General features: G+C 74.3%; 16 protein-coding genes and 1 pseudogene. 5 read left to right on the forward strand and 12 right to left on the reverse strand.

Annotated elements, in window-relative coordinates; all coding sequences use genetic code 11:
• Together CXY01_RS11495 and CXY01_RS11500 are read right to left on the reverse strand one after the other, a co-directional pair.
• A complete protein-coding gene (locus CXY01_RS11495; protein ID WP_146927579.1) occupies nt 1–402 on the reverse strand; it encodes a RidA family protein in 402 nt (133 codons plus the stop codon).
• A gap of 37 nt (nt 403–439) precedes the next feature.
• Complete coding sequence (locus CXY01_RS11500) at nt 440–1,039, reverse strand: dihydrofolate reductase family protein (RefSeq protein WP_146927580.1); 600 nt, start codon at nt 1,037–1,039, stop codon at nt 440–442.
• Between the two features lie 58 nt (nt 1,040–1,097).
• Between CXY01_RS11500 and CXY01_RS11505 the strand changes: the two genes are divergently transcribed.
• Together CXY01_RS11505 and CXY01_RS11510 are read left to right on the forward strand one after the other, a co-directional pair.
• Complete coding sequence (locus tag CXY01_RS11505; RefSeq protein WP_146927581.1) at nt 1,098–2,372, forward strand: glycosyltransferase; 1,275 nt, start codon at nt 1,098–1,100, stop codon at nt 2,370–2,372.
• A gap of 44 nt (nt 2,373–2,416) precedes the next feature.
• The gene (locus CXY01_RS11510) at nt 2,417–3,637 is read left to right on the forward strand and encodes a hypothetical protein (protein ID WP_146927582.1); all 1,221 of its coding nucleotides are present in this window, start codon (nt 2,417–2,419) and stop codon (nt 3,635–3,637) included.
• On the opposite strand, the pseudogene CXY01_RS11515 reads toward CXY01_RS11510, so the two are convergent.
• Nucleotides 3,576–3,953, reverse strand: a pseudogene (locus CXY01_RS11515) (VOC family protein); the annotation flags it as partial. The gene CXY01_RS11510 and the pseudogene CXY01_RS11515 sit on opposite strands and share 62 nt — an antisense overlap.
• Before the next feature lie 112 nt (nt 3,954–4,065).
• Nucleotides 4,066–4,656, reverse strand: a complete 591-nt coding sequence (locus CXY01_RS11520; RefSeq protein ID WP_146927584.1) for an NADPH-dependent FMN reductase — start codon at nt 4,654–4,656, stop codon at nt 4,066–4,068.
• Nucleotides 4,657–4,767: 111 nt separating this feature from the next.
• Here CXY01_RS11520 and CXY01_RS11525 point away from each other — a divergent pair, with 111 nt between their 5' ends.
• Nucleotides 4,768–5,616 carry a helix-turn-helix domain-containing protein gene (locus CXY01_RS11525; RefSeq protein WP_146927585.1) on the forward strand — a complete coding sequence of 283 codons (849 nt, stop codon included), beginning with the start codon at nt 4,768–4,770 and terminating at the stop codon, nt 5,614–5,616.
• Here the strand turns inward: CXY01_RS11525 and CXY01_RS11530 are convergent.
• Both CXY01_RS11530 and CXY01_RS11535 read right to left on the reverse strand, forming a co-directional pair.
• Nucleotides 5,606–6,481 carry an RNA polymerase sigma-70 factor gene (locus CXY01_RS11530; protein ID WP_146927586.1) on the reverse strand — a complete coding sequence of 292 codons (876 nt, stop codon included), beginning with the start codon at nt 6,479–6,481 and terminating at the stop codon, nt 5,606–5,608. The two genes, CXY01_RS11525 and CXY01_RS11530, sit on opposite strands and share 11 nt — an antisense overlap.
• The gene (locus CXY01_RS11535) at nt 6,478–7,068 is read right to left on the reverse strand and encodes a carboxymuconolactone decarboxylase family protein (RefSeq protein WP_146927587.1); all 591 of its coding nucleotides are present in this window, start codon (nt 7,066–7,068) and stop codon (nt 6,478–6,480) included. The genes CXY01_RS11530 and CXY01_RS11535 overlap by 4 nt, the downstream gene beginning before the upstream one ends.
• A gap of 116 nt (nt 7,069–7,184) precedes the next feature.
• Here CXY01_RS11535 and CXY01_RS11540 point away from each other — a divergent pair, with 116 nt between their 5' ends.
• Nucleotides 7,185–8,018 carry a hypothetical protein gene (locus CXY01_RS11540; RefSeq protein ID WP_146927588.1) on the forward strand — a complete coding sequence of 278 codons (834 nt, stop codon included), beginning with the start codon at nt 7,185–7,187 and terminating at the stop codon, nt 8,016–8,018.
• Here CXY01_RS11540 and CXY01_RS11545 read toward each other — a convergent pair.
• Complete coding sequence (locus CXY01_RS11545) at nt 7,987–8,865, reverse strand: alpha/beta fold hydrolase (RefSeq protein ID WP_146927589.1); 879 nt, start codon at nt 8,863–8,865, stop codon at nt 7,987–7,989. The genes CXY01_RS11540 and CXY01_RS11545 overlap by 32 nt on opposite strands.
• Before the next feature lie 79 nt (nt 8,866–8,944).
• On the opposite strand from CXY01_RS11545, the gene CXY01_RS11550 reads away from it, so the two are divergent.
• Nucleotides 8,945–10,729, forward strand: a complete 1,785-nt coding sequence (locus tag CXY01_RS11550; protein WP_146927590.1) for an AfsR/SARP family transcriptional regulator — start codon at nt 8,945–8,947, stop codon at nt 10,727–10,729.
• Here the strand turns inward: CXY01_RS11550 and CXY01_RS21040 are convergent.
• The 5 genes from CXY01_RS21040 to CXY01_RS11575 all read right to left on the reverse strand — a co-directional run bounded on the left by CXY01_RS21040 (nt 10,705) and on the right by CXY01_RS11575 (nt 14,690).
• Complete coding sequence (locus CXY01_RS21040) at nt 10,705–11,205, reverse strand: TM2 domain-containing protein (RefSeq protein WP_222594540.1); 501 nt, start codon at nt 11,203–11,205, stop codon at nt 10,705–10,707. The two genes, CXY01_RS11550 and CXY01_RS21040, sit on opposite strands and share 25 nt — an antisense overlap.
• Nucleotides 11,206–11,285: 80 nt before the next feature.
• Nucleotides 11,286–11,756 carry a type II toxin-antitoxin system RatA family toxin gene (locus CXY01_RS11560; RefSeq protein ID WP_146927591.1) on the reverse strand — a complete coding sequence of 157 codons (471 nt, stop codon included), beginning with the start codon at nt 11,754–11,756 and terminating at the stop codon, nt 11,286–11,288.
• A gap of 55 nt (nt 11,757–11,811) precedes the next feature.
• A complete protein-coding gene (glsA, locus tag CXY01_RS11565) occupies nt 11,812–12,801 on the reverse strand; it encodes a glutaminase A (RefSeq protein WP_246125269.1) in 990 nt (329 codons plus the stop codon).
• 18 nt (nt 12,802–12,819) lie between these two features.
• The gene (locus CXY01_RS11570) at nt 12,820–13,482 is read right to left on the reverse strand and encodes a response regulator (RefSeq protein WP_146927592.1); all 663 of its coding nucleotides are present in this window, start codon (nt 13,480–13,482) and stop codon (nt 12,820–12,822) included.
• Nucleotides 13,479–14,690 carry a sensor histidine kinase gene (locus CXY01_RS11575; protein WP_146927593.1) on the reverse strand — a complete coding sequence of 404 codons (1,212 nt, stop codon included), beginning with the start codon at nt 14,688–14,690 and terminating at the stop codon, nt 13,479–13,481. Before CXY01_RS11575 ends, CXY01_RS11570 begins: the two co-directional genes overlap by 4 nt.
• Nucleotides 14,691–14,737: the final 47 nt, after the last annotated feature.

Here is a 14,737-nt window from a genome sequence, read left to right on the forward strand (position 1 = left end):
TCAGTCGCGCACGACCGCCGCGATCGCGCTCACCTCGAGCAGTGCACCCGGCACACCCAGGGCACTCACCATCGCGGCGGTGACCAGGGGCGGCGCCCCGCTGCCGGCCAGCCGAGGGGCGATCGCGCCGTACGCAGCAGCGAGGTCCGCCTCCTCGGCGATGAACACCGTCCACTGGATGACGTCGGCCAGCGTCGCGCCGGCCGCCTCCAGCGCGGTGCTCACGTTGTCGATCGCGCGGACCGACTGCTCCGCGACGTCGGCGGAGACGACCGTCCCCGTGTCGTCGACGCCGTTCTGACCGCCGACGTAGATGGTCGTCGCACCTGCGGGCACGACGGCAACATGGCTGAACGCCGGGCTCCGCACGAGACCGGCCGGCTGCAGACGTGTGATCTCCATGTCGTCCACGCTCCCAGACGCCCCTGACAAGGGGATGTCACCGCACGACGTCGTAGTGCAGGTGCGCCGCGTTGCGGGTGACGACCGTCGCCGGCTCGTCGAGCCGCAGCCGCACGCGCGACCCCTCGAAGAGCGGCGTGCCCGAACCGAGCAGGAGGGGAGCGACGTGCAGGTGCAGCCGGTCGACCACACCCTCGCGCAGCGCCGACCCGCCCAGCTCACCGCCGCCCATGATGAACACGTCCTTCTCGCCCGCGGCTGCGGCTGCCTGGTCGAGGGCGTCATGCAGCCCGGTCGTGACGATCGTCATCCGGTCGGTGAGCCGCACGTGCTCGGGGGCCTGGTGCGTGACGACGAAGCACGGCGGCGGGACGTCGCCCTGGTCGGCGCCGTAGTGGATGTCGTCGTTCCAGCCGTTCGGGCCGTCGACCACGTCGAACGTGTGCCGCCCCATGACGACCGCACCGGTCGCGGCGGTCAGGGACGCCAGCAGCTCCACGTCCTGCGGCGTGCGGTCGGCGCCGACCGCCCACTCGTGCAGGGCCTCACCGGCGTCGCCGAGCCCGCTGTCCGGCCCGGCGTTCGCGGCGGTGACGAAGCCGTCGAGGGAGATGGTGATGTCGAGGATCACAGCCATGCCGGTCCACGATGCCACGGACGCCCCGTCGCGGCAGCCGGGGCGGGATACTCGCCCGATGGCGTCGATCCTGATGACGAGCATGCCGTTCGCCGGCCATGCCCGACCCGTGCGCGCGGTGGCCGCGGAGCTGGTCCGCCGCGGTCACGACGTGCGCGTCTACACGGGCAGGTCGTACACGGGCATGTTCGACGAGGTCGGCGCGCGCGGGGTGCCGTGGCGTGCGGCGCCGGACCTGGACGAGCGTGACCTCGGCGCCACGTTCCCGCGCATGCGGGACGCCAAGGGCTTCCGGCAGGTGCTCATCAACCTGCAGGACCTCTTCCTGGGTACCGCCCCCGCGCAGTGCGAGGACCTGCTCGCCCTCGCGGCCGACGAGCCGTGGGACCTGATCGCCGGGGACCCGATGGCCCTGGGCACCCGGTTCGCCGCCGAGCGGCTGGGCTCCCGCTGGGCGACCGTCTCCCCGATCGCGGTCTGGCCCCCCGGCAAGGGCATCCCGCCGACGGGGCTCGGGCTGACCCCGGGACGCGGGCTCGTCGGCACGGCCCGGGACGCCGTGCTCGGAGCCGGTGCCCGCGCGGGCACCGCCGCGCTCACCCGGCTGTACCAGGGCACCCGCGAGCAGGTGGGCCTGCCGCGGGACCGGGAGACGTTCGCGACGATGTGGTTCTCACCGCAGCTCGTCGTCGCGGCCGGCTCGCCCGGGATCGACTACCCGCGCCACGACCTGCCGGCGCACGTCCGGTTCGTCGGGGACCTCACCGACGACGGCGTCCCGGGCCGGCCGGCAGCCCTCCCGTCGTGGTGGACGGACGTCGAGCAGGCAGGCGTCCCCGTGGTGCACGTGACGCAGGGGACGGCGAACGTGGACCCGACGGACCTGATCCTGCCGACGCTCGAGGCGCTCGCCGACGAGGACGTGCTCGTCGTCGTCGGGCTGGGCCACCGCACGGACCCGTTGCCCGGGCCGCTGCCGGCGAACGCTCGCGTCGCACCGATGGTCCCGTACCCGCAGCTGCTGCCGCACGTGTCGGTCGTCGTCACCAACGGCGGCTACGGCGCGGTGCTCCAGGCGTTGCGCCACGACATCCCGCTGATCGTCGCCGGGGGTGACCTGGACAAGCCCGAGATCGCGGCGCGGATCGGCTGGCACGGTGCCGGGATCAACCTGCGCACCGGCACCCCGCGGCCCGCGGCGATCGCGGACGCGTACCGGGCCGTCGCCGCCGATCCCCGCTACCGGTCGACGGCGGCACGGCTGGGTGCCGAGCTCCGCTCCCTCGGCGGCACCCGCGCTGCCGCGGACCTGCTCGAGCGGCACGCCGCGTGACCGGCCCGCTCCAGTCCGGACCTCCGGCGTCCGATGGTCACCAGGTGCCCCTGTCACCCGAGGACCTGCCGCGCTCGCCCAGCGGGCGGGTCCCGCAGTGGGTCATCGACGAGCGCAGCGCCGCAGGCCAGGACCTCCCGCCCCTCGTCACGGTCCGGCGGCGGCGGCGCAGGCCCGGCCTGGTGATCGGTGTGGTCGCCGTGCTGGCCGCCGGCACCTGGTGGTGGACGAGCGGGGGACCCGCCCTGCCCGACGGGGTCACCTCGTCGCTGGAGGGACTGGTGCAGCCGGCACCGCCGCCGCCGTCGGCCGAGGTCGTCGCGCTCGCGGACGCCGCCCACCTGTCCGACGAGGGGCGCGAGCTGCTCTACCGGGCGCGGACCGAGATCCTCGGGGCCGACGAGTTCGCCGGACGCTGCCGGGGGGTCGGCACCCTGCCGAGGGTGCGTGCCGACGGAGCCGTCGGCTGCTACCTCGCCGAGACGGGCTCGATCATCGCCTACGCCCCGTCCGACCCCCGGCTGCGCGGGTTCCTGGTCGAGACGGTGGCGCACGAGACGCTCCACGCGGCCTGGGAGACGCTGGACCCGGCCGAGCAGACCCGGCTGACCGCACTGCTCGAGTCCGTGGTGGCGTCGCTCCCGGCGGACGACACGATCCACGAGCAGATCGCCGCCTCCGTCGGGAGCACCACGGAGAACCGCCCCACGGAGCTCTTCGCGTACGTCGGGACGCAGGCCTGGGTCGCGGGCGGGCTGGACGGACAGCTCGAGGCCGCCTACTCCCGCTTCGTGTCCGACCGGGCCGCACTCGCGGCGGTGCACGCGGACTGGGTCGCGGTGCTCGACGGGTTGACCGCCGAGATCCAGGCCGCGTCGGACGCCCTGGTCGCCCAGGAGTACGCGAACGCCGAGGCGCGCGCGACGGTCAGCGGTGAGACGGCCTCCCTGACCTTCTACCGCGAGTCGTACGAGGCCAAGCGTGCCGAGGTCGCGTCGATGTCCGCGTCGGACCGTCAGCGGCTGCGGTTGTCGTGGGAGTGGTGGGACGGCACCGTCCTGCCGATGGCGCCCGCCGACGAGACGCTTGCCGCCGCTGCCGCGCTGCTGGCCCGCGACGAGGTGGACGTGCCGGCGCGTGACGCAGCGGTCGCGGCCGCCGAGGCTGCTGCGGCGGCGGAACGCGTCCGCGTCGAGGCGATGCTCACGGAGCTGGAGACGCTGCAGCGGGACCTGGACCCCGGTGCACCGGCCGCACAGCCGTGACCCTGCCGTCGGCGTCCGTCGCGTAGCGACCCTTGCTCAGGTCGAGCAGCGTCAGCACCGTGCCGAACGGGTCCGCCACCCGCGCCACGCGGCCGACAGGGATGTCGAACGGCGCCTCGACCAGGGTGCCGCCCGCGGCGACCAGCTCGGAGACGGCCTGGTCCACCGACGCGACGAGGAAGTCGACTTCCGCCTCCGGCCGCTCCAGCTGGAGCACCAGCTCGGTCTCGTCCTGCGGGAGCCGGACCGCCGCCGCGGTCGCCGTCCGCCAGACGAGCTCGTGCCCGAGCCGGTCGCGGTAGAAGGCCAGCGCCGCGTCGAGGTCGGCACCGGGAGCTGCACGCTGTCGACCGCCCGGAGCAGACCGGCCGGACGAGCGGCGTCAGGGGTGGCGGCTTCCGTCATCTCCCCACGATGCCGCACGTCGCTCAGCCCGGGTAGGGCACCGCTTCCCGCGCGGTGCGGAGCGCGTCGGCCCACCAGGACAGCTGCTCCAGCAAGGTCTTCGCGTACACGGCGGCTGAGTCGTCGAGTGGCGCGCCCTCCTCCCAGGTGGCGTAGTAGTGCGGGAAGGCGAGCCCGTCGCGGATGGTCACGGCGTGCAGCTCGGTGAAGACGTTCTCCAGGTGCAGGACCGCGTGCCGGCCGCCCGCGGCGCCGCCGTAGCTGACGAAGGCGACCGGCTTGGCAGCCCACTGCGTGAAGTGCCAGTCGATGAGGGCCTTCAGCGACGCGGGGTAGCTGTGGTTGTACTCCGGGGTCACCACGACGAACGCGTCGGCCTCGTCGAGCCGCTCCGTGACGGCGCGCATGCCGTCGGGACGGGGATAGGAGTCGGAGCGGGGTGATCCGTCCGGCAGCGCCAGGGGAAGGTCGACGTCTGCCAGGTCGACGACGGTGACGTCGAAGCCACCGTGCTCGTGGGCCCGGGCTGCGACCCAGTCAGTGACGACCGGACCGAACCGGCCCTCGCGGACGCTCCCGGTGATGATGACCAGCTTGCTCGTGTTCTCGCTCATGCGGCCACCGTGCGTCGTCGCCGCACCCATGACCAGGCCGGGTCCAGGCTGGCCCCACGAGGGCCACGCTGAGCTGGTGACCTGCCCGGTCCCGGATCGTAGGCTCGCCACGTGAGCACGCCGCTGGGGGACTTCATCCGGGCCGCGCGGGACCGCATCCAGCCCGAGACGCTGGGGCTGCCGCCCGGGGACCGTCGGCGCGTGCCGGGGCTGCGGCGCTCGGAGCTGGCGACGCGGGCTGGGATCAGCGTCGAGTACCTGACGCGGCTCGAGCAGGGCCGGGACCGTCATCCGTCCCCGGGGGTGGTCAACGCCGTCGCGGACGCGCTGAGCCTCGACCCCGCCGAGCGTGACCACCTGCGCTACCTGATGAAGATCACCGACGGCGCGGCGTGCACCGGTGCGCGGGTCCCCGCCCCGCCCAGTCGCCACGTCCGAGCCGGCGCCCGGCAGACCCTCGAGCTGCTCGAGCCGGCCGTGGCGTTCGTGACCAACCGGTGGGGCGACGTCCTGGCGTGGACCAGCACCTTCGGGCTGGTCATGCAGGACGTCGGGCTGCTGGAGCCGGCGGAGCCGAACCTCACCCGGTTCGTGTTCACCGACCCCCGGGCGCGCACGTTCTTCCTCGACTGGGACCAGGTGGCCGACGAGCGGGCGTTCGACCTGTGGCTCGGCCCCTCCCTCGAGAGCACCGAGTGGTTCATCGACCAGCTGACCCCCCTCGCGGGGGACGAGCTGACCCGCCGCCTGCACCGGCACCTGACGCCCCCGACCGTCCCGCTGGGCCTGCGGCACCCGTCGGGCCACGAGCTGCGCTGGGACCGGGAGACGATGGAGCTGCCCGCGGCCGACGCGCAGCAGATCGTCGTGCTGCTCCCTGCCGACACCGACACCGAGCTGGCCGTGGCACGGCTGCGCCACGACGCCCGCAGCCGACCTTTGCGCGCGGTCACCGGCTGAGGGTCGTCTCCTCCTCCAGCCGCGCCATCTTGTGGGGGTTGCGGACCGCGTAGATGCGCGTGATCCGGCCGTCCTCGACGACAAGGCTCATCGCCGTGTTGAGCTCCCCGCCGAGGTCGACGCGCGCGGCGGGTGCCCCGTTGAGCCACATCGGCGTCGTCGTGAACTCGACGGTCAGCTGGGCCAGGCCGCTGAGGAACGCTGCCACCTTGTCCGAGCCGACGATCGGGCGCGGAGCCGCGGACACCACGCCACCGCCGTCCGCCACGACGACCACGTCCGGTGCGAGCACGTCGAGCAGCCCCTGCAGGTCCCCGCCGCGGACGGCGGCCAGGAACCGGTCGACGACGGCCGCCTGCTCCGTCCTGCTGACCCGGTGGCGCGGTCGTCGGGCGGCGACGTGCTCGCGGGAGCGGTGGGCGATCTGGCGCACCGCGGCCGGCGACTTGCCCACGGCCTGCGCGATCTCGTCGTACGGGACGTCGAACACCTCGCGCAGCACGAAGACCGCGCGACCGGTCGGGTCCAGCGTCTCCAGCACCGTCAGCATCGCGAACGAGACGCTGTCGGCCAGCTCGACGTCGTCGGCCACGTCGGGGCTGGTCAGCAGCGGCTCGGGCAGCCACTCGCCGACGTAGTCCTCGCGCCGTCGGGCCAGCGTGCGCATCCGGTTGAGCGACTGCCGCGTGACGATGCGCACCAGGTACGCCCGCGCGTCGCGCACCTCCGCCCGGCCGTCGTCGCCCAGGTCCGCCCACCGCAGCCACGTCTCCTGCACGACGTCCTCGGCGTCGGCGGCCGAGCCGAGCAGCTCGTACGCGACCGTGAACAGCAGGCTGCGGTGCGCGACGAAGGGGTCGGTCATGCCTGTGACGCTACGTCGCGCTGCTGCGCCAGGGGTGGCAGGCCGCACGACGCCGCGAAGCCCTCCGACTCGATGCCGAGCGCGGCGTTGGTCCGCGCGTAGAGGTTGGCGAGCGCCACCCAGGACGTCAGCTCGACCAGCGCCGGCGCCCCCAGCTGGTCGAGCAGCCGCGCGGACAGCGCGTCGGTGACCGTCGGCGGTGTCTGCGACATCGCCTCCGCGTACTCCAGGACGTCGCGCTCCAGGGGCGTGAACACGTCCGACTCGCGCCACCGCGGGATCTCCCGTGCCTTCGTCAGGTCGAGCCCCTCGTTGTGGGCCTGGAAGTAGCCGAGGTCCAGGCACCACGAGCAGCCGATGAGGGAGGCCGCCGCCATGTGCGCGTACGACTTCAGGTCCTCGTCGCACGCGTGCCACCGCGACGACTTCTGCCCCAGCGTCATGGAGAGCTTGAGGACCGCGGGGTTGTTCCACAGCACGCCGAGCGACTCGGGCACCTTGCCGAACATCTTCGTGCTGAACGTCTTCACGACCGTCCCGTAGAGGCCGGTGATCGCGACGGCCGGGACGCGGGTGGTGCTGGTCATGTCTCCTCCTGGTGAGCGGGTGTCGGACACAAGACACCGGCCGAGGACGCGGTGTGACAGCGGTATCCACGGGCGGCCTCGGTCGTCCTCCCTGGTGACCCCCGGGAGGCACCACCATGTCCGACGCCCCAGCGCGCCTCGTCCTCGACCGTCCCGCGGACGCGCGGCGCGCGGCCGCCCTGCTCGCCGCCGGGACGCCCGTCGCGCACGGGTTCGGCGCGATCTACGCGCTGACGTCCCGCGGCGACGGTGTCCGGCGGGTCAACGCGCTCAAGGGCCGGCCGCTGGACCAGACCGGCAGCGTGACCGCGCCGACGGGGCACGTCCTGGACGCCTTCGACCTGTCCGCGCTGCCGTCGACCGTGCCGCCGTCGCTGGTGCGGGACGTCGTCGACGCGTTCAGCGCGCTCGGCCCGTTCGGGTTCCGCGGCCCGGCCGCCGGGCACGTGCCGGCGGACCTGACCGGCCGCGACGGGGACCTGGCCACGACGCAGGTCATCGTGCCGGGGGACGCGTGCCCGTCGCAGACGTTCCTCGCCGCCGCCTCCGCCGCGGTCGGCGGCGAGCCGCTCGCGATCTCGTCGGCGAACCGGTCCCGGCACGTCACCGGCGGCCTCGACGCGCCCGTGCACTGGCGGGTCGAGGGTCTGCGGGCCGAGCTGGGAGGTGCGGACCTGGTGATCCTGGAGCACGACGACGACGCCGTGGCCCGGGACCGGTTCCCCCTGCACACCACCGTGTCCACGACGATCCTCGGGCTGCACCGCGCGGAGCGGTCGCGCGGGCGCGTGCACCTGGTGCTGGAGCGGCACGGGTCGCTGCACGCCACGGCCGTCGTCGCCGTGCTCCGCTCGATGGGCCTCGGGCTGACGATCAGCCCGCGTGCAGCGACCCGCCTCGTCGCCCGCAGCTACGACCTCACCGGGTCATCAGCTCTCGCAGCGCTCTGATCACCTGGTCCGGGGCCTCCTCGGCCATGAAGTGCCCGGCATCGAGGGTGCGGTGGTCGACGCCGGGAGCCCACGCGCGCCAGAGCGCCGGGGCGTCGTAGCCGAGCGCGGCGCCCCAGTCCTGCTGGATCACCGTGACGGGCATCTGCAGGGTCCGGCCCGCCGCGCGGTCCTCGCGGTCGTGACGCACGTCGACCCCGGCCGAGGCGCGGTAGTCGGCGACGATCGACCACACCGCCTCGCGGGACGCGCGCAGGTACTCGGCGCGGTACTCCGCCGGGATCGCGTCGGGATGCTGCACCCAGTGGTCGAGGAACGACGCGAAGAACCGGTCGGCGGTCGCCTCGATCATCGGCTCGGGCACCCCCACCGGCTGGGCCATGAGGTAGAGGTGCCACGCGACCTTCGCGTCGGCACCGCGCAGGATGTCCCACATGTCGAGGGTCGGGAGCACGTCCAGGGTCAGCAGGTGCGTGACCGTGGCGGGGTGGTCGAGGGCGGCACGGGTCGCGACGAGGGCGCCGCGGTCGTGCCCGGCCAGCGCGAACGACTCGACGCCGAGCGCGTGGGCCGTGGCGACGACGTCCGCCGCCATCGTGCGCTTGGAGTACGTGTCCTCGTCCGCCTCGGCGGGCTTGTCGCTGGCGCCGTAGCCGCGCAGGTCGGGAACCAGGACGGTGTGGTCGGCCACCAGGTCGGCGGCGACGTGCCGCCACATGAGGTGCGTCTGCGGGAAGCCGTGCAGCAGCACGACCGCGGGGCCGCTGCCGGCGACCGCGACGGACATGCTCACGCCGTCGGCGGCGGGGACGCGGTGGTAGTCGAATCCGGGGAGGGTGATCGTCATGGCGCCCACCCTCACGGGGTCCGATCAGCGCCCGATCAGCGGCGGATCATCGCCAGGTCACCGCGGCTACAGTGACCGCGTGGGTGCGCCGCGGATCCGGGTCCTCGGTCCGATCGAGGCCGACCTCGACGGCACCCCGCTCCGTCTGACCAAGCCCCGGCACCGCGAGCTCCTCGGCCTGCTCGTCGCCGCGCACGGCCGGGTGGTCTCGACGGACCGGCTGGTCGACGAGCTCTGGCCCGACCCACCCGCCGGCGCGGTCGGTGCGGTGCGGACGTTCGTCGGCGAGCTGCGCCGCGTCCTCGAACCCGACCGGCCGCCACGCACGGACCCGACGGTGCTGGTGACGGCGGGCGCCGGGTACGCGCTGCGGGGCGCGACGGTCGACCTGTGGACCGTCCGGGACGACGAGATCACCGACCTCCCGTTCGAGGAGTTCGCCGACCGCCCCTGGGCGCAGCCCGAACGCGCTCGGCTCGCCGCGCTCCGGGCCGACGCCGTTGAGCGCGCGGCGGAGGGCGGAGGGGCCGAGGTGGTGCCGCTGCTCGAGCAGCACGTCGAGGCGCACCCGTGGCGGGAGAACGGCTGGCGGCTGCTCGCGCTGGCGCTCTACCGCAGCGAGCGGCGGGCCGAGGCGCTCGCGGTCCTGCGCCGCGCGAGGACGCAGCTCGTCGACGAGCTCGGCCTCGACCCCGGCCCGCGGCTGGCCGACCTGGAGCGCGACCTCCTGCGCGGCGACGTGCCGGACACCGGCGGGTCGCTCCTGCTGCGGGCCGCCACGGCGCACGCCCGGTCGGGTGCCCGCGCGCAGCTGGAGAGTGCGAACGCCCTCCTCCCCGGCCTGGCGACGTCCGGTGGGCTCGGGCTCGTGGGGGAGCAGCGGCTCGCTGCGATCGCCGCGGCGGAGGAGCTCGGCGACGCGGAGCTCACCGCCCGGATCGTCGGGGGTTTCGACGTCCCCGGCATCTGGACCCGGTCCGACGACCCCGTGCAGGCTGCCGCGCTCGTCGGCGCGGCGCTCCGGCTCCTGCCCACCGCCACCGGCCGCACCCGGGCACGGCTCCTGGCGACGGTCGCGATGGAGTCGCGGGGCACCGCGGACCGCGTGGCGGAGGCCGACGAGGCCGTGCGCCTGGCCCGCTCGACCGGCGACCCGCAGCTGCTGTGCTTCGCGCTCGGCGCCCGGTGGATGCAGTGCTTCGGGACGGCCGGACGAGCCCGCGAGCGCGAGGCGATCGGGGCGGAGGTCGTCGCCGTCGCCACGACCGCCGAGCTGCCCACGTCCGAGATCCACGGACGCCTGATCCGCCTCCAGGCGCTGTGCGCGCTCGACGACGTCCCCGCCGCGACCGTCGAGGCCGATGCGGTCGACGCCCTGGCCGCCCGGCACGAACGCCCCCTGGCGAGGGTGTTCACCGCGTGGTTCCGCCGGACGTTCACCGACGCCTCCGTCGTGCCGCCGCCCGCCGACGAGATGCCCGGCTTCGCGCACGGCATCGCCTTTCTCAGCGGGGTGACCGACGCCGTGCGCGACGACCGGCCGCTGCCCGACGTGGACGCCGGCCCCTACGACCCGTGGGTCCGCCCGCTCCTGCTGGCCCGCGCGGGCCGCACGTCCGAGGCCGTCGCGGCGCTCGACGCGGTCCCCGACCCGCCACGCGACCTCCTGCTCGAGGCGATGTGGTGCCTCGTCGGCCGCGCCGTCGTCGAGACCGGCCACCGCGCCGCCGGCCGTCGGGCGCTGGACGCGCTCCGGCCCGCGGTCAGCGAGCGGGCAGCGGGCAGCGGGGTCGTCGACCTCGGGTCCGTCGCGCACCTCGTGGACGCGCTCGAGCCTGATCAGCCGCGCAGCTGCTTGCCGTAGGCGTCGCGGGCGTACCGGCCCCGGCGGACGGACAGCACGAGCAGCCCTTCGGTGAACCCCCACAGGCCCATGGCGAGCGCGGCCAGCCCGAGCGTGAAGAACCCGCCGACCACCGTGATCGCGAGCATCGTCAGGCCGCGACGCCAGTAGCCGAGGTACATGCGGTGCAGGCCGAAGGCGCCCAGGAAGATCCCGAGCAGCCCGGCGGCGACCCGGGACCGGGGCCAGGCCGACGGCCGGAGCTCGAGCCGGAGCCGCAGCCGCAGACGAGGCCACTCACGTCGCGCACGGACCGGGAGCGGCTCGGGCACCGCGTCCTCGACGTCCGGCACCGGACCCGGCGGGTACTGCACCGTGGCCGACAGCGGCTGGTAGGCGGGAGCCGGCGCGTGCAGCGGACGCCGGGTCACCACGGGGCGCTCGAGGAGGTCGTCGTCGAGGTCGAGGTCGACCGGCCGGTCGATGGTGTCGGTCACGGGTGCTCCCGTGGGTCGGGTCGCGGGCTGCGGCGGGTCCCCCGAGCCTAAGCCGGGAACGCGTGCCGCGACAGGCTGATCTAGCCGCCGACCGCGGCCAGCACCGCGGGGTCGGCGCAGCCGCGGGCGAAGCCGGCGATCCGGCGGTCGATGTCGCGCTGCAGGACCACCCGACCGACGCGTTCGGCGACCGGCGCCAGCCAGCGCGGCCGGCAGGTGAAGCTGTACCGCCACACCGCCCTCGTGCTGCCGTCGGGCAGTGCGGCGAACCGCCAGCCGCCCGCCATGACGGCGAAGAACCATGGACCGTCGACCATCTTCATCCCGACGTTCGTCGGCGGCTGGTACGAGACGTACTCGCTGACCATGCGCAGGCCGGAGCGGTGCCGGGTGAGCGTGCGGACGCCCTTGGCGGGCGCGGTGGCGTCGTCGAGGAACGCCTGCCGACGGATGAACGGGTCCCACCGGAGCCGGGTCTCGCCGGTGGTCTGGGACACCGCGAAGGCGGTCTCGGGCGGGATCGGGACGATGACCGACGACTCCACGATCACGGGGCATCGGCTCCTTCGGGTGTGCCGGTACGGCTGCGGACCGGGGAGTCAGCGGTCACGACCCGGCCTCCGGGCGGGACGCGAACAGGTTCAGGCCCAGCGCGCCCGACAGGTAGCGGGTGGCCAGCTGGCCGCGCACGCTGTTGCCGGCCGCGTCGAGCCGGGGCGAGAAGGTGCTCAGACTCCCCTTGCCGGGCGCGACGGTCACGATGCCGCCGGAGACGCCGCTCTTGCCGGGCAGCCCGATGCTGAACAGCCACTCGCCCGAGCGTTCGTAGAGGCCGCTGGTGGCCAGGGCGGCGAGCACGTACCGGCACACCGACGGGTCGACCACGCGCTCGCCGGTGACCGGGTTGACGCCGCCGTCGGCGAGGGTGGCGCCCATGACGGCGAGGTCCGTCGCCGAGACGAGCAGGGAGCACTGGCGCGTGTAGACGTCGGTGGTCTCCAGGGGGTCGTGGGCGATGCGGCCGTAGGACTCGAGCAGGCGGGCGATGGCCTGGTTGCGGCGGTTGTGCGCCGCCTCGGAGGCGTAGACGTCGCCGTCGAGGGTCAGGGGGCGCCCGGCGAACGCGGACAGCCCGGCCTGCAGGAACGCCCACTTCTCGGCGGCTGTCGCCCCGGGGACGAGGCTCGTCGTGGCAAGGGCGCCGGCGTTGACCAGCGGGTTCATCGGGCTGCCGCCGTTGAGCTCCAGCGCCATCACGGAGTTGAACGCGAGGCCCGTGTTGTTGACCCCGACCCGCTCCAGCACGGCCTCCGGACCGAGCGCGTCGCACACGAGCGCGAACACGAACGCCTTGGACACGGACTGGATGGAGAACTCGTGCCGGGCGTCGCCGACGCTGTGGGACGCACCCGTGACCGACACGATGCTCAGGCCGAACAACGCGGGGTCGGCGTCGGCCAGCGCCGGGATGTAGTCGGCGACAGCCCCCTCGTCGACGCCCGCGTACCGGTCGTGGGCCTCCTGCATCAGGCGTTCGACCAGCTCGAGGCGGGGCAGGGTGCCGGTGGAGACCAGCTCGGGGAAGTCGTCGCTCACGGGCTCATCCGAGCACACTCAGTCCCTCGGGCGGGCGTCGTGCGCGCGGATGGCGAGCTGGACCCGGTTCTCCAGCCCCAGCTTGGTCAGGGCGCTGGAGATGTGCGACTTCACGGTGCCCAGCGACAGGTACAGCTGCTCGGCGATCTCGGCGTTGCTGAGCCCGTCGGCGACCGCGAGCGCCACCTCCTCCTCCCGCTCGCTGAGCCCGGCCTCGCGCAGGTCGGGCGCTGCCGGGCTGCCTCCGGAGCGGGCGTGCTCGATCAGCTGCGTCAGGACGCTCGGGGAGACGATCGGCTGCCCGGCCGCGGCGGTGCGCACGGCGTCGACGATCTGCTCCGGGGGCGTGTGCTTGAGCAGGAACCCCGCGGCGCCGGCGCGCAGGGCGTCGAGGACGACCGCGTCCGTCCGGAAGGTGGTCAGCACGATGACCGCGATGGCCGACCCGTGCGGCGTGGTGCGCAGCCGGCGCAGCGCGGCGACACCGTCCAGGCGCGGCATCCGGACGTCGAGGAGCACCACCTGCGGGTCGGTGCGGGCGACGGCGTCGTCGAGCTCGTCGCCGTCGGACGCCTCCCCGGCGACCGTGATGCCGTCGGCACCGGCGAGCATCAGCTTCAGGCCGGTCCGCACCAGCGGGTCGTCGTCGACGAGCAGGACCCGGATCGTCTGGTCGGTCATCGCGCCCCGGACGGCAGGACCACCGTCAGCCGGAACCGTCCGTCGCGGACCGCGGCGTCCATCCGGCCGCCCTCCAGCCGGACGCGCTCCGCGAGCCCGACGAGCCCCCGGCCGCCCCCGGGGATCTCGGCGGAGGTCAGCCCGACGGGCACCGCGTTCTCCACCTCGACCAGCAGGTCGTCGTCCTGCTCGGCGACGACCACCCGGACGGTCGCGTGCGGGGCGTGCTTGCGGGCGTTGGTGAGCCCTTCTTGCACCGCGCGGAACGCGGTGCGCTGCATGGACTCGCGCAGACCGTCCCTCGGGACGGCCATCTCGATGTCCACCGACTCGCCCGCCAGCCGCGCCTCCGCGACCAGCTGCGGGATGTCCCGGAGCCGGGGCTGCGGGCGCATCGACACCTCGTCCTCGTGCAGCACGGTGAGGAGCTCGCCCAGGTCCTCGACGGCCCGGTGCGCGTTCTCGCGGATGACGACCGCGGCCTCGTGGATCTCCTGCGTGGTCGGCGGGGTCGCCGTGCGGTCGGGGTCGGTGCGGTACTCCAGGGCACCCGCGTGCACCGACAGCAGGGACACCCGGTGGGCGAGCACGTCGTGCATCTCGCGGGCGATCCGTTCGCGCTCGTCGCGACGCGTGCTGGTCAGCCGTTCCTCGTAGCGCTCGCGGTCGCGCGCCGCGGACTCGCGCAGACCCTCGATGACCTGGCGGCGCGACCGCGCGAGCAGCCCGCCGCACAGGACCAGCGCGTACATGAGCGGGATCGTCACGAGCCAGACGATCAGGGGCATGTCCGGCAGCGGGAAGACCCAGTGGTAGGGCAGCGCGGTCGCGATGTGCAGCGCGGTGATGGCCACGGAGCTGAGCGGCCGCGACCACTTCGCCATCCGGAAGACACCGATGAGGGTGGGCAACGAGGCGGTGATGGCCAGCGCGCCGGGGAGCACGAGCAGCAGCCCGACGGTGCGGGGGTACCGGCGTGTCCACCACAGCAGCAGGCACGCGACGAACCCGAGGACCTGGTCGACCGGCCAGAACCAGTCGCTCACCCCGTCGACGAACGACGGGTGGATCAGGAAGGCGTAGTAGTACCAGGACCAGAGCGAGACGGCGAAGAGGACGCCGTCGGCGACCCACTCGCGGCGGGTCCGGTGCGGCGTCAGCGGCGACAGGGCGCGCACCCACCTGCGCGCACGCGTCCCCTCAGCCATCCTCCGAGGATACGGAGCAGCGACCCGACGGTGACGGTCGGCCGACG

The sequence above is a fragment of the Cellulomonas xylanilytica genome (genome assembly GCF_007989805.1).
Taxonomy (GTDB): Bacteria; Actinomycetota; Actinomycetes; order Actinomycetales; family Cellulomonadaceae; genus Cellulomonas; species Cellulomonas xylanilytica.